The sequence below is a fragment of the Paenibacillus sp. FSL R7-0333 genome (assembly GCF_038000365.1).
Classification (GTDB): domain Bacteria; phylum Bacillota; class Bacilli; order Paenibacillales; family Paenibacillaceae; genus Paenibacillus_AQ; species Paenibacillus_AQ silagei.
This window is the reverse complement of sequence record NZ_JBBOBZ010000001.1, coordinates 4,143,088-4,156,789: the sequence shown is the minus strand read 5'-3', so window position 1 is coordinate 4,156,789 and position 13,702 is coordinate 4,143,088. Positions and strand designations below refer to the sequence as shown.

General features: G+C 51.6%; 15 protein-coding genes. All 15 read left to right on the top strand.

The window, feature by feature from the left end:
• Positions 1-6: 6 nt before the first annotated feature.
• The 15 genes from trmFO (at position 7) to MKY86_RS17390 (ending at position 13,670) form a co-directional block, all read left to right on the top strand.
• On the top strand, positions 7-1,395 hold the full coding sequence (gene trmFO, locus MKY86_RS17460; RefSeq protein ID WP_036724649.1) for an FADH(2)-oxidizing methylenetetrahydrofolate--tRNA-(uracil(54)-C(5))-methyltransferase TrmFO: 1,389 nt from the start codon (positions 7-9) through the stop codon (positions 1,393-1,395).
• Between the two features lie 40 nt (positions 1,396-1,435).
• Complete coding sequence (hslV, locus tag MKY86_RS17455; protein WP_036724650.1) at positions 1,436-1,978, top strand: ATP-dependent protease subunit HslV; 543 nt, start codon at positions 1,436-1,438, stop codon at positions 1,976-1,978.
• Between the two features lie 33 nt (positions 1,979-2,011).
• Entirely contained in the window at positions 2,012-3,412 is a 1,401-nt protein-coding gene (gene hslU / locus MKY86_RS17450; RefSeq protein WP_076078606.1) for an ATP-dependent protease ATPase subunit HslU, read from the top strand.
• A gap of 376 nt (positions 3,413-3,788) precedes the next feature.
• On the top strand, positions 3,789-4,196 hold the full coding sequence (flgB, locus tag MKY86_RS17445; protein ID WP_036724652.1) for a flagellar basal body rod protein FlgB: 408 nt from the start codon (positions 3,789-3,791) through the stop codon (positions 4,194-4,196).
• Between the two features lie 6 nt (positions 4,197-4,202).
• Complete coding sequence (gene flgC / locus MKY86_RS17440; RefSeq protein WP_036692480.1) at positions 4,203-4,649, top strand: flagellar basal body rod protein FlgC; 447 nt, start codon at positions 4,203-4,205, stop codon at positions 4,647-4,649.
• 29 nt (positions 4,650-4,678) lie between these two features.
• Positions 4,679-4,987 carry a flagellar hook-basal body complex protein FliE gene (gene fliE / locus MKY86_RS17435; RefSeq protein ID WP_036724654.1) on the top strand — a complete coding sequence of 103 codons (309 nt, stop codon included), beginning with the start codon at positions 4,679-4,681 and terminating at the stop codon, positions 4,985-4,987.
• A 34-nt stretch (positions 4,988-5,021) separates the two neighbouring features.
• Positions 5,022-6,611, top strand: a complete 1,590-nt coding sequence (gene fliF / locus MKY86_RS17430; RefSeq protein ID WP_036724657.1) for a flagellar basal-body MS-ring/collar protein FliF — start codon at positions 5,022-5,024, stop codon at positions 6,609-6,611.
• Between the two features lie 4 nt (positions 6,612-6,615).
• Positions 6,616-7,632, top strand: a complete 1,017-nt coding sequence (gene fliG / locus MKY86_RS17425) for a flagellar motor switch protein FliG (protein WP_036692485.1) — start codon at positions 6,616-6,618, stop codon at positions 7,630-7,632.
• Positions 7,625-8,473, top strand: coding sequence for a FliH/SctL family protein (locus tag MKY86_RS17420; RefSeq protein WP_076078608.1), 849 nt, complete (start codon positions 7,625-7,627; stop codon positions 8,471-8,473). The genes fliG and MKY86_RS17420 overlap by 8 nt, the downstream gene beginning before the upstream one ends.
• Entirely contained in the window at positions 8,466-9,779 is a 1,314-nt protein-coding gene (gene fliI, locus MKY86_RS17415) for a flagellar protein export ATPase FliI (RefSeq protein ID WP_036692488.1), read from the top strand. The genes MKY86_RS17420 and fliI overlap by 8 nt, the downstream gene beginning before the upstream one ends.
• Positions 9,780-9,785: 6 nt before the next feature.
• Positions 9,786-10,229 (top strand): flagellar export protein FliJ, encoded by a 444-nt coding sequence (gene fliJ / locus MKY86_RS17410; RefSeq protein ID WP_076078609.1) that lies wholly within the window; start codon positions 9,786-9,788, stop codon positions 10,227-10,229.
• Positions 10,230-10,247: 18 nt separating this feature from the next.
• Positions 10,248-11,195 carry a MotE family protein gene (locus tag MKY86_RS17405; RefSeq protein WP_340827273.1) on the top strand — a complete coding sequence of 316 codons (948 nt, stop codon included), beginning with the start codon at positions 10,248-10,250 and terminating at the stop codon, positions 11,193-11,195.
• A gap of 22 nt (positions 11,196-11,217) precedes the next feature.
• Positions 11,218-12,690: a flagellar hook-length control protein FliK gene (locus MKY86_RS17400; protein WP_076078610.1), complete on the top strand. Its 1,473-nt coding sequence runs from the start codon at positions 11,218-11,220 to the stop codon at positions 12,688-12,690.
• Positions 12,691-12,717: 27 nt separating this feature from the next.
• A complete protein-coding gene (gene flgD, locus MKY86_RS17395; protein ID WP_076078612.1) occupies positions 12,718-13,290 on the top strand; it encodes a flagellar hook assembly protein FlgD in 573 nt (190 codons plus the stop codon).
• Positions 13,287-13,670, top strand: coding sequence for a TIGR02530 family flagellar biosynthesis protein (locus MKY86_RS17390; protein ID WP_076078613.1), 384 nt, complete (start codon positions 13,287-13,289; stop codon positions 13,668-13,670). The genes flgD and MKY86_RS17390 overlap by 4 nt, the downstream gene beginning before the upstream one ends.
• The last annotated feature ends 32 nt before the right edge of the window (positions 13,671-13,702 follow it).

The following is a 13,702-nucleotide window of genomic DNA, read 5'->3' as shown; positions in this document are numbered from 1 at the left end:
CGGAAATTGACAGAAAAAGCACAAGTAACCGTTATCGGAGCAGGTCTGGCCGGAAGTGAAGCCGCCTGGCAGATCGCTTCGCGCGGAGTTCCGGTCAGATTGTATGAGATGCGTCCGGTCGTAAAGACACCGGCGCATCATACAGATCAGTTCGCCGAGCTGGTCTGCAGCAACTCACTGCGGGCGAATGGCCTCGGAAATGCAGTGGGTGTACTTAAGGAAGAAATGCGGCGTCTGGGTTCTCTGGTACTGGGTGCAGCCGACAGGCATGCCGTTCCGGCGGGAGGCGCTCTTGCTGTGGACCGGGACGGATTCTCCGGTGAAATCACCTCCATGCTGCATAACCACCCTTTGGTGGAAGTCATAAACGAAGAACTTACGCATATACCGGAGGAAGGGATTGTTGTTATTGCCACCGGGCCGCTGACTTCACCCTCCCTGTCCTCGGAGATCAAGGGACTGCTTGGCGAAGAGTATTTTTATTTCTATGATGCAGCGGCTCCGATTGTAGAGAAAGACAGCATCGATATGAGCAAGGTCTATCTGGCCTCCCGCTATGATAAAGGCGAAGCCGCCTATCTGAACTGTCCGATGACGGAAGAGGAATTCGATATTTTTTATGATGCGCTGATCTCGGCCGAGACGGCTGCACTCAAAGATTTTGAGAAAGAGATTTACTTTGAAGGCTGTATGCCGATTGAAATTATGATGAGACGCGGCAAGCAGACGGCATTGTTCGGCCCTATGAAGCCTGTAGGACTGCTCAATCCTCATACAGGCAAGCTCCCTTACGCGGTTGTGCAACTGCGCCAGGATAATGCTGCCGGTACGCTGTATAATCTGGTCGGCTTCCAGACCCATCTGAAGTGGGGCGAGCAAAAACGGGTATTCTCACTCATTCCTGGCCTGGAGCAGGCGGAATATGTGCGTTATGGGGTCATGCATCGCAATACCTTTATAAATTCCCCTAAGCTGCTGCAGCCCACTTACCAGATGAAGGGCCGGGAGAGACTGTATTTTGCCGGCCAGATGACCGGGGTGGAAGGGTATGTAGAATCTGCGGCTTCCGGTATGATCGCCGGTATGAATGCAGCGAGAGCAGCGCTTGGCGAAGAGAGCCTGATCTTCCCCGAGGACACGGTGCTGGGCAGCATGCCCGCCTATATTACTTCGGCAGATCCTGAACACTTCCAGCCGATGAATGCCAACTTTGGCCTGCTGCCGAAGCTTGAGACACGGTTCCGCAGCAAAAAAGAAAAGAACGAACGTCTGGCTTACCGGGCGCTTGACAGCCTTGCTGCTTATGCTGCAGCCCATGAATTGAAGTATGCTGAGCCGGAGCCGGTGGATGCTGATCCGGCAGAAGCGGATAGTCCTGCACAACCGGCACAATAGGTTCAGACCTGTATTACCTAATCTGAGGAGGGTGCTCATCATGTTACCCAGCTTTCATGCAACTACGATTTGTGCGGTAAGACATAACGGCCATGCGGCGATTGCCGGTGACGGCCAGGTTACATTCGGAGAGAGTGTCATTATGAAGACGACGGCCAAGAAGGTCCGCCGCCTGTACAGAGGTCAGGTCATTGCCGGGTTTGCAGGCTCTGTAGCTGATGCGATTACGCTGTTCGAGAAGTTCGAGGGGAAGCTTGAGGAGCACCACGGCAATCTGCAGCGGGCAGCGGTGGAGCTGGCCAAGGATTGGCGCCAGGACCGCATTCTGCGCAAGCTGGAAGCGCTCATGATCGTAATGGATAAGGAAGGCATGCTGCTGATCTCCGGCAATGGTGAAATTATCGAGCCTGATGATGATGTACTGGCGATCGGCTCCGGCGGTAACTTTGCGCTGGCTTCCGGGCGGGCGCTCAAGCGTCATGCCTCCCATCTGGGTGCCGGTGACATTGCCAGAGAAGCGCTGCAAATTGCCTCCGAGATCTGTGTATATACCAATTCCAATATTATTGTCGAAGAGTTATAGGCAAGGTGCCATATATAAAGGGAGGAAGTCACAATGGTGAATCAATCGCTTACGCCACGCCAGATCGTAACAGAGCTTGACAAATATATCGTAGGTCAAAAGCAGGCCAAGAAATCAGTGGCCGTTGCCCTCCGCAACCGGTATCGGCGCAGTCTGTTGTCCGAGGAGCTGCGGGATGAGGTTGTGCCGAAGAATATCCTGATGATCGGCCCTACCGGTGTAGGTAAAACAGAGATCGCCCGGCGTCTGGCTAAGCTTGTTAACGCCCCGTTTATCAAAGTCGAAGCGACCAAATTTACGGAAGTCGGGTACGTGGGGCGTGATGTGGAGTCGATGGTCCGGGATCTGGTAGAGACCTCTATCCGTATGGTGAAGCTGGAGCGCACCGAAAAGGTGAAGGACCGCGCAGAAGAGCTGGCGAATGACCGGATTGTGGCAATTCTGGTCCCTTCCTCCTCGAAGGGGAAATCGCAGCGCAATCCGTTTGAGATGATTTTTGGCGGAAACACCGGCGGGGCGGAGGAATCCAAGGAAGAGCCGGAGGACGGAAGCCTGAGCGAACGCCGCAGAGGGATCAAGTTCAAGCTGCTTGCCGGCCAGTTAGAGGATGACGTCATTGAGATTGATGTCGAGGACACGACGCCTTCGATGATGGATATGTTCGCTGGGCAGGGCAATGACCAGATGGGCATGAACATGCAGGAGATGTTCGGGAACCTGCTGCCGAAGCGTACGAAGAAGCGCAAGCTGCCGATCCGTGAAGCCCGCAAGGTGCTGATTCAGGATGAAGCAGCCAAGCTGATTGACACAGACGACATGATTCAGGAGTCGGTAGCCCGCGCAGAGCAATCCGGGATTATTTTCATCGATGAGATCGATAAGGTGGCCAGCCAGGGCAAGGGCTCCGGTCCCGATGTATCCCGCGAAGGCGTGCAGCGTGACATTCTGCCTATCGTCGAGGGATCGACAGTTATGACCAAATACGGGCCTGTGAAGACAGACTACGTGCTGTTCATCGCCGCAGGCGCTTTTCATATTGCCAAGCCTTCAGATCTGATCCCTGAGCTTCAGGGGCGCTTCCCGATCCGTGTAGAGCTGAGCAGTCTAACACTTGAGGACTTTGTATCTATTCTTACGGAGCCTGAGAACGCACTTACGAAACAATATGTGCATTTGCTGCAGACGGAGAACATTGAAATCCAGTTCCAGAAGGAAGCTATTCAGGAAATTGCCAAGATTGCGGCCTCCGTGAATCAGAATATGGAGAACATCGGGGCACGGCGTCTTCATACGATCCTGGAAAAGCTGCTGGAGGATCTATCGTTCGAGGCACCTGAGCTGACGCTCGACACTATGGTCATCACTCCGGAGTATGTTCGCGAAAAACTGGCAGGAATCGCGCAGGACCGCGACTTAAGCCAATATATTCTGTGAGAAGGCAGAGCTATAAAATCATCAATATAGGTAATTCGAATTATGGTTATACAAATTTGATTCTAAATTCATGCATAAAAAGTTAAAAAAATCTATAATAAAGAAGAAAATGTAATATAAAAGGAAAATAATTGTAAAAACATGCTTTAAGCCCTCTCTTTTCTGAAAAGATAGGGCTTATTTCTTATTGTAATAATATACAAATTCTAAGAGAATCAATGTATGTGAGATTGACATAAGAATCATTCATCGACATGGTTCGACTTTAAGACGAATATGTTGTGAAAAAAATGACTTTATTTGTCGAAAATAAGCAGGGATTTGAACAAAGTTGTGGAATTCTTTTCATTATGATAGGTTTGGAAGGGGGATTACTATGGGTTTGCTGAACAGTGTCAGTTTTCAAAGATTACAAGGAGGCCTAGATGCCGCCACCAAACGACAAAGTGTTCTGGCTAATAATGTAGCAAATAATGATACACCAAATTTTAAACGTTCAGATGTTAGCTTTGAGAGCTTCCTGAGAGATCAAGAGAGTGGACTTAAAGCCACACTGGGTGCGAAAGTATCAGACTCCCGTCATTTCCGCTTCGGGACAGTGACCGGCATGCCGGCCGCTGTGGTCAGTACCGATGAGACTACATCTATGAATAACAACGGCAATAATGTGGATATGGATCGAGAACAGGCGCTGAGCGCCGAGAACCAGCTGAGATACAACTCTTATGTTGAACAGCTGAACAGTCAGATCACAATGATGCGTACAGTTGTACAGGGAGGGTAATCAATAATGAACTTTGGCAGCAGCTTTGGTATTAGCGCATCAGCTTTAACCGCCCAGCGTCTGCGGATGGATGTGATCTCCTCCAATATCGCCAACGCCGAGACCACAAGAGCCTCCGTGGTGGACGGCAAAGCCGTACCTTACCGCCGTAAGCTCACAGTTCTGGAAACTACCCAGGCTGACAGCTTCGCAAATATACTAGGCTCCAAAATGAGCGGCGGCAATGATGGCGTCAAGGTGAAATCGATTATCGAGGATTCTTCTCCGCTCAAGCCGGTGTATAATCCGAGCCATCCTGATGCGGACGCTGACGGTTACGTATATATGCCGAATGTGGATGTGACCAAGGAAATGGTGGACATGCTGTCTGCCTCGCGTTCTTACGAAGCGAATGTAACGATGCTGAACGCATCCAAATCCATGGTGACCAAGGCGCTTGAAATCGGCCGGTAGAATGAATTGACTGTCTAGGAGGAGAAGAATTGATACAGAATTTATTGATCGGGAACCAGGCGGTTCAGCCGCTGGCTATGAAGTCCGTAGCTGCAGAATCCTCAGCCGTGCAAGAGCCGGGACAGAGCTTCGGTTCATACCTGGAGAATGCGCTTAACCAGGTAGCAGATCAGGAACAGCAGGCGAAGGACATGAGTAACAAATTTGTACTGGGAGAGGTCAACATTGATGAGGCTATGATTTCGTCCCAACAGGCATTGCTGAGTTTGCAGCTGACTACACAAGTCCGGAACAAAGTGATTGAAGCCTATCAGGAAATTATGAGAACTCAAATCTAAATAATCCTAGCTACGTTTCGGATGGGGTGACACTGTGAATGAAAGATTGGCCCAGTACCGGGAGAAGATAACCCAGTATTGGAACAGATTCAGCGGTAAACAGAAGATAATGTTTTTCTCCACTCTGTTTATTATCATTATAATAATCGTAGTTACGACCATGCAGTTATCGAAGGTGGAATACGAGGTTGCTTTTCAGGACCTGGACAGTACCGATTCAGCGGGAGTTATGAGTTATTTGGATACATCAGGGGTGTCTTACCGTTTAAGCCCGGATGGTAAAAGTATCTCCGTTCCCAGTACGGACGCTGCACGTATCAAGATAGCTGTTGGTTCTCAGGGAATCGTTCAGCAAGGCTCGATCGGGTACAAGGTATTCAATGAATCCTCGTCCATGATCGGTACTACAGACAGTGAATTCAATGTTAAATACAACAATGCGCTTAATGGTGAAGTTGAACAGCTGATGAGAAGGATGCAGGGGATTAAAGACGCCAAGGTTCTCATTACCCTGCCGAAGGAGACGGTATTCGCCTCACAGGAGGATCAGGAGAAAGCGCAGGCTTCCGTGGTGATGAGCTTCAATCCGGGATTCAGACCTTCCCAGGAGAATATTGACGGCTACTTCAATCTCGTGAAGACCGCTGTCCCGAATCTTCCCATCGATAACATTACAATCACCAACAACGAGGTGGAACTGAAACCGACGGCCAAGGGCGGCCAGGCGGGAATCTCCAGCCAGGTTGAAGAGAACTTCGCACTCAAGAAGAAATTCGAAGACGATGTCAAGAAAGATGTCAAGCAATTCCTGAGTACCCTCACAGGTCCCGATAAGGTTGATGTCCTGGTGTTCTCCAAGCTTAATTTCGATAAGGAGAACAGAAAGGAAGATGTTGTAGTACCGGTGGATGCTGAGAATATGAAGGGGATTGAGATCAGCTCGCAGATTATCAGCAAAACATTCTCGGGCCAAGGGAACACTTCCGGAGGAGTCGCAGGTACAGGATCTGAAGATGTTGCAGGTTATCCTGCGGGGGCTGACACAGGTGCTTCTTCTTCTGAGGAATCATCGGAGACAAGGAACTATGAAGTTACTAGAATCACTAAAGATATCATCGCAAGTCCATATACTGTAAAAGATTTAACCATAAATGTCGCGGTTGAACCACCTGCAGGACAAACAACTTTGGACGAGGCTACTTCAGGAGCGATACAGAACATTCTGGTCAACATTGTCCGTGCGTCCCTGGCAGATTCAGGTATCACTTATACAGACGCAGACCTGACCAAAAAAGTTTCGGTATTCTCGCAACAATTTGGAGGTGCTACTGCCGAGAACGCATCCGGCGGACTGGCAACCTGGATGATCTGGGCCATCGGTGCGGCTGCTCTACTGGTCGGTGCAGGCGGAGGTTATCTGATCTACCGCAGCCGCAAGAACAAGCAGGAGGAAGAGGTCGAAGAAGATATTCCGCTGCAGGTTCCCACCGAGTTCCCTTCAATTAATATGGATAGCGTGACGAATGAAAGTCAGGTCCGTAAGCAGCTGGAAAGTCTGGCGAAGAAGAAGCCGGATGAATTCGTAAATCTGCTCCGCACCTGGCTTGCTGAAGAACAGAGGTGAAGAGATGGCAAAAGCTAGCCAGCAGGGACTCAGCGGCCGTCAAAAGGCGGCGATCCTGCTTATCACACTAGGGCCTGAAGTATCGGCACAAATATTTAAGCATCTGCGGGATGAGGAAATCGAACAGCTGACGCTGGAAATTGCGAATGTACGCAAAGTGGACAGCGGGGAAAAAGAGTCGATTATGTCCGAATTCCATCAGATCTGTCTCGCACAGGAATATATCTCACAGGGCGGTATCAATTACGCCAAGGAGATTCTTGAGAAAGCTCTCGGCTCGGCCAAGGCGCTCGAAGTCATCAACCGCCTGACAGCAACGCTGCAGGTAAGACCTTTCGATTTTGCCCGTAAGGCTGATCCGAACCAGATTCTCAACTTCATCCAGAACGAGAATGTACAGACCATTGCACTTGTACTCTCTTATCTGCAATTTGAACAGGCGGCCTCCATTCTGTCTTCCTTGCCTCAGGAGAAGCAGGCGGAGGTAGCCAGAAGAATAGCGATTATGGACAGTACCTCTCCAGAGGTGGTCACCCAAATCGAACGTGTCCTGGAACAGAAGCTGTCTGCTACAGTCACCCAGGATTATACGAATGCAGGCGGTATCGAATCGATTGTGCAGATTCTGAACGGTGTAGATCGCGGTACAGAGCGGACCATTCTGGATTCCCTGGAAATTCAGGACCCGGAGCTGGCCGAAGAAATCAAGAAGCGGATGTTCGTCTTCGAGGATATCGTCAATGTGGACAACCGTTCCATTCAGCGGATTATCAAGGATATCGACAACGCGGACTTGCAGCTTGCGCTCAAGGTGGCCAGCGAGGAAGTGCGGGATGTGATCTTCCGCAATATGTCCAAGCGTATGGCCGAGACCTTCCGCGAGGAAATGGAGTACATGGGACCTGTGCGGCTGCGTGATGTGGAAGAAGCACAGACCCGCATCGTAGGCACGATCCGCAGACTCGAAGAGTCTGGTGAAATTATCATCGCCCGTGGCGGAGGAGATGACATTATTGTCTAAGCTGATCAAGCATTCTCAATATATTCCGGTAGATGTGCTGAAGCGTCTTGAACAGGCCAGACATCATGCAGGCCTGACTGAAGAGCCGGCTCCAGAAGAGCCTCCGGGTGAAGTCCACTACCAGGACCCCGCCAGGGAGGCAGCGGAGCAGTCACGTAAGCAAATGCTGAAGGATGCTCAGGAGTTTGCGGAGAGTCAGGTCCGCAGCGCCTCCGAGGAAGCGGAGAATATTGTGGAATCAGCACGGACTGAAGCTGAAGAATGGTGGCGCGAGCGCAGGGAACAGGATGAGCTGTTGATCGAAGCCGTCAAATCCGAGGGCTATCAGCAGGGGTATCAGGAAGGTCTGGCTCAAGCAGAGCAGGAGATGTCCCTGCGTCTTGCCGAGATGATGGAAGAAGCGCGGACCGTGCTTCAGGAAGCCTACCGGGCAAGAGATGTAATTATACAGGAGGCGGAACCGTTTCTTGTAGAGCTAAGCTGCGATATTGCTGAGAAAATCGTGGACAAGCAGCTGACCGTTGAACCGAAATTTGCGATGGATCTGATCCGTAAAAACCTGGCCCGAAAACGCGAGCAGGGGCTGATCTCACTCTGTGTGTCTCCTGCACAGTTTGCTTTTGTCAATGCGGCCCGCGAAGAACTCTCGCTTGCTGTGGACTCTCAGGCTGAACTGCAGATCCTCCCGGATTCAACGGTCAGAGATCTGGGGTGTGTGATCCGGTCTTCCTTCGGCAGCATCGATGCCCGTGTCGATACCCAGCTTGCCGAAATTAAAAAAGAACTGCTAAGAATCGCTCTGGACTCGGATGAACACAGAAATGGGGACGACGATGCTTGACAGCAGAAGATACAAAGATCAGCTGCGTAACTTCGATCCGGTAAGGATTAATGGCAAGGTTACGCAGGTTATCGGGCTGATGGTGGAGTCGGAAGGGCCTGACGCCAGCATCGGTGATGTGTGCTATATCTATCCTGCCAAAGGAAGTAAGCCGCTTCAGGCAGAGGTTGTCGGGTTTCGTGATAACAAGGTGCTGTTAATGCCGCTTGGCGAACTGCAGGCCATCGGGCCTGGCTGTGATGTGGTGGGCACCGGCAAGCCGCTGAGCGTTCAAGTCGGCTCGGAGCTGCTCGGGAAGGTTCTCGACGGTCTGGGACAGCCGCTGGATGGTTCACTGATACCGGCCAGAATGCCGCATAGCTCTACCTTCAACATTCCGTCCAATCCGCTTAACCGCCCGCGGGTCGCCGAGCCGATCAGCATTGGAGTCCGGGCTATCGATGGACTTTTGACGATCGGCAAGGGGCAGCGCGTAGGGATTTTTGCCGGCTCGGGTGTGGGGAAGAGTACCCTGATGGGGATGATTGCCCGCAACACCTCGGCAGATGTCAATGTTATTGCGCTGATCGGTGAACGGGGCAGAGAGGTGCTTGATTTCATTGAGCGCGATCTGGGACCGGAAGGCCTTCAGCGTTCGGTAGTCATTGTGGCCACTTCCGATCAGCCTGCGCTGATCCGGATTAAGGGGGCACTGATCGCTACTACGATTGCCGAGTACTTCCGCGACCGTGGTCTGAATGTCATGCTGATGATGGACTCGGTAACACGTTATGCGATGGCGCAGCGTGAGGTAGGGCTGGCAGTCGGTGAGCCTCCGGCGATGAGAGGGTATACACCTTCTGTATTCGCCAGTCTGCCTAAGCTGCTGGAACGGGCCGGAACGGGTCCTACAGGCTCAATCACCGCGTTCTACACGGTGCTGGTTGACGGTGACGATATGAACGAGCCGATAGCAGACGCTGTACGCGGTATTCTGGACGGGCATATTGTTCTGAACCGGAATATAGCCAACAAAGGACATTTTCCGGCGATCGATGTTCTCGCAAGCATCAGCCGGGTGATGAAGGATATCGCCCCGGAGGAGCAGATTGCAGCAGCCGAGAATGTGAAGCGCCTGATGGCGGTGTATAAGGACTCCGAGGATCTGATTAACATCGGAGCCTACCAGAGGGGCTCTAACGCGCAAATCGATGAGTCGATGCATTACATCGACAGCATCTGGGATTTCACCAAGCAAAAAGTGAACGAGAAGGTAACCCTTAGCGAAGTGCAGCAGACTTTAATTTCACAGTTCTCGAGGAGTTGATTGATCATGAGATTCCATTATACTTTTCAAAAAGTGGTGGACTTGAAGGGTAACGAAAAAACACAGGCAGAGTGGATGCTCTCAAGCGCGCTCGGAGAACTGCAGGCACAGGAAAAAAGCCTTGATGAATTAATCGGCCAGCGCAGCGCGCTGATGTTGTCCCTGCAAAGTGCAGCACAGCAGAAGACACCGATGGCTAAGCTTCGCGAAATGCAGGATTACGTAGATTATCTCGACAAATGTATTGCCCGCAAGCATTCCGATATCAGCCTTGCACATGTTGAGGTTCAGAATAAGCAGGATCACCTGAGTACTAAGGTTCTGGATGAGAAGGTATGGCTTAAGGCCAAAGACAAAGCACAAACCGCATTTCTGCAGAATATGAGTTTACGGGAACAAAACGAACTGGATGAGATGGCTACCGTCCGCTTCGCGATGAAATCCCTCTAACCCGGGAGGTTTCCGCTAGTGGCAAATAATCAGATGGAACTTGAAGATGAAGGGTCGGCAGGCAAATTAGAGCGTTTTTTGTTCTTGATGATTCCAATCATTTTCACGCTTGTATTGCTTGGGGTACTGCTCACCCTATTTAATATGGATATCCGTAACAACGTGCTGGCGATTGCCAACAAAATTCCTATTATAGAGAAATGGGTGCCTGATCCGCCGCCGGACCCGGCAGCGCCAGGTGAAGCCGCAGAGAATCCGCCGGCTGAGAGCAAGGAGCAAGCCGCCAGCTCCGCGAGCACGATCAAAGAACTCAAAGCACAGCTTACCGCCCAGGAGGAGAAGCTGAAGAAGGCTGAGGAAGACAAGGCGGCGGAGACCACCAAGGCCGAAGCGCTTCAAAAGCAGGTTGAAGAGTTAAAGACTGCCGCTGAAACGGCCGCAGCCACCGAGGAAGAGGAGGATCCTTATCTGAAGAAAGTGACGGATCTGGCCAAACTCTACGCCGGGATGAAGGCCTCCAAAGCGGCACCGATTATGGAGAATTTGACTACCGATGAGATGGTTCAAATCTTCAGTGTGATGAGCAATGCGGCAAAATCGGCCATCCTGGAAAAAATGGATGCCAAAAAAGCGGCAGATGTCTCCATAAAGCTAAAAGAAACCACAAATTCAACCGATATGGCTATTGCAGCCCTGCAATCCCGGCTGAAGCAGGAGGCGGGTACCACTACTCCCAAGCCTTCAGCTAATCTGGATCAGGAGAAACTAGGCCAGACTTTCACCAGCATGCCCGCTGCGGATGCGGCAGTGCTGCTTGGCTCCATGTACAGCCTTAGTCCGGATAAGGTCATTACGGTGCTGAATACGGTCAGTGACTCGGTCCGCTCCTCGATTCTGGGGGAGATGACCAAGAAAGACAGCAAACAGACAGCCAAAATTGTCAACCGTCTGATGGGCGGGAAATAACTTTTGAAGGGAGGTGAAAAAGATGAGTATTATTCTACAAACCTTAACCGCAGGCAATCTGGCTGCTTCCGGCGGAACAACGCAGGGAACAACCGGAACGGTTAATCCGGCGACGCCATTTGCCCAGACGCTTGTGCAGAGCATGGTGGGAGTTACCGCTGTCAAAGGCACTGAGACTCCTGCAGCCGGTAATTTGGCTTCATTATTGCAGGGACTCCTGAGTGCTGTTCAGGCTAAGGGAGAAGAGGCAGGCAGCGCAGATGTCAAGCAAACGAATCTGCTGGAAGGTCTTGTGCAGGATATAGAGAAGCTGGACACCAGCCTTGCGGCTGATCCGGCGCTGATTGCAGCGCTTCAAGGCTGGCTGCTTCAAGTATCTGCTCTTGTGTCCGGCAATCCCTCTACAGGTTCACAGGATGCCTCGGCTACTGCTGCTGATACATCCATCAGCTTGTCGCCGCTTGCCAAGAACCCTGAAACCCTGCGCTTTGCCGTTCAAGATGAACTGAACAGCCTGCTTCAACAGGTTCAGACGGCAGCTGTCAGCGGGGATCAGGAGACTGCTGCCAAAGGAGCGGCGCTTCTGAATCAATTCTCGGCTATTATGGCGGAGAGTGCGCCTGTTAATCACAAGTCCATGGCTAACAAGGCTCCAGCAGTTGTGGATGCTCCAGCGGTGTCGCTTAAGCAGGCAACGGAAAGCGAGCCCAAGGTGGAAATGTATAGCAAAGCAGATTTGGCAACGGATGTCCGTAGGTTATTGGGGGCTTCAGCTAGCACTCGTTCCATGTTGGATGCAGCAGCAGCCGGTACCGCCGAAGCTGTAATTGCAGATGAGGGCTCCACTCCTGTTCTTGCAGGAATGGCAGTTTCAATGAAGAAGACCGTATCAGCCGAGGAGACTTTGCCCGCTGGCGAAGCAGCGACCGCGGAGCCGGAGGTTGTAACGGCCGGCCAATTATCCCTGCGGCACGGAATTACTGCACCGCTCAAGGCGGAAGCCGCGCCAGTGCCGGTTCAGCAATTCGCCCAGGAGATGAACACCTTCATCAGCGGCAAGCTTGAGATTGTCAAGAAGGGTGGAGTGGCTGAAGCTACGATTACCTTATTCCCGGAGAATCTGGGACAAGTGGATGTGAAGATTTCCATGCAAAACGGTAATCTGGTGGCACAGTTCATGACCCAGCATGCCGGAACCAAGGATATGCTTGAGCAGCAGATGAGTCAGCTTCGATTGGCCTTGCAGTCCCAGGGACTTCAAGTAGAGCGCCTCGAAGTGACGCAGAACAACAGCTCCCCTCAGTCACAGTGGACCGGAGGTCAGGGTCAGCAGACAGGCGCGGGCGGACAGCAGCAAGGCAGACGTTCACGGGAACGCCAGGAAGAATTGGCAGATGCCGTGCTTGCCGCAGAGCTTAATGGAGAATGGAAGGACTGGGTGTCAGCAGCTCAGCAGGACAGTAACCAGAGCGGCGGATTCTCAACCAAGATATGATCGACAGGATAAGCGAGGTGAAATGATATGGCAACGAATCCCGTGTCTAACAGTAACGAGTGGAATTATGTAGCGAATGATAAGACACCCAAGACCACAGGCAACTCTACACTGGGCAAGGATCAGTTCTTGAAAATACTGATTACCCAGCTGCAGAACCAGGACCCGATGCAGCCGATGGAGGATAAGGAATTCATCGCACAAATGGCTCAGTTCTCATCTGTAGAGCAGCTTATGAACATATCCACCCAGCTTACAGCACTGAATCAGTCCCTTGGCTCTGTGTCAGGATTGATCGGGAAGGATATCACCTGGACGGATGCCGAGACGAAATTGCCGAAATCAGGCAATGTCGAATCGATTGTTGTCAGCAGCGGTGTGCAATATGCAGTGGTAGGCAAGGAGCGGATTGCTCTGACGGATATTACGCAAATTCAGAATGCCGGCACTACACCTGCAGCGGGCAGCGAGACTCCAGCGGGCAGCGAGACTCCAGCGGGCAGCGAGACTCCAGCGGGTAGCGAGACACCAGCGGCCAGTGAGACTCCGGCAGCCAGCGAGACTGAAACAAGCGGCGGGGAGAGCGGGGAGACATCATGAGTGACAGAATAACTATCGGACAATTATATCCGGCAGCTGTACATCCTTCCGCCTTGCAGCGTAAGCAATCTGTTAAGGACTCATCAAGTCCTGAAGCATCGTTCGAGAGTCTGCTGCAGAAGAATATGCTGAAGTTCAGCAATCATGCAGCGAAGCGTCTGGAGCAGCGGGGAATCGAGCTTGGCAGCCGCCAGCTGGATCAGATCTCCTCTGCGGTAGACAAAGCAGCCGCTAAGGGCAGCAAAGAATCTCTGATTCTTATGAAGGACATGGCATTGATTGTAAGTGTAAAGAACCGGACAGTGGTTACAGCGATGGACGGCAATTCAATGAAAGACAATGTATTCACGCAGATTGACAGTGCAGTAATTATATCTTGACCTCGGCTGGTCCTTACTGGAGAGCCGAAAGT

Excerpts from the sequence above, each read along its gene's own strand:
- hslV (WP_036724650.1), top strand. The coding sequence starts at position 1,436 with ATGTTACCCAGCTTTCATGCAACTACGATTTGTGCGGTAAGACATAAC.
- hslU (WP_076078606.1), top strand. The coding sequence starts at position 2,012 with ATGGTGAATCAATCGCTTACGCCACGCCAGATCGTAACAGAGCTTGAC.
- flgB (WP_036724652.1), top strand. The coding sequence starts at position 3,789 with ATGGGTTTGCTGAACAGTGTCAGTTTTCAAAGATTACAAGGAGGCCTA.
- flgC (WP_036692480.1), top strand. The coding sequence starts at position 4,203 with ATGAACTTTGGCAGCAGCTTTGGTATTAGCGCATCAGCTTTAACCGCC.
- fliG (WP_036692485.1), top strand. The coding sequence starts at position 6,616 with ATGGCAAAAGCTAGCCAGCAGGGACTCAGCGGCCGTCAAAAGGCGGCG.
- fliI (WP_036692488.1), top strand. The coding sequence starts at position 8,466 with ATGCTTGACAGCAGAAGATACAAAGATCAGCTGCGTAACTTCGATCCG.
- fliJ (WP_076078609.1), top strand. The coding sequence starts at position 9,786 with ATGAGATTCCATTATACTTTTCAAAAAGTGGTGGACTTGAAGGGTAAC.
- MKY86_RS17400 (WP_076078610.1), top strand. The coding sequence starts at position 11,218 with ATGAGTATTATTCTACAAACCTTAACCGCAGGCAATCTGGCTGCTTCC.
- flgD (WP_076078612.1), top strand. The coding sequence starts at position 12,718 with ATGGCAACGAATCCCGTGTCTAACAGTAACGAGTGGAATTATGTAGCG.
- MKY86_RS17390 (WP_076078613.1), top strand. The coding sequence starts at position 13,287 with ATGAGTGACAGAATAACTATCGGACAATTATATCCGGCAGCTGTACAT.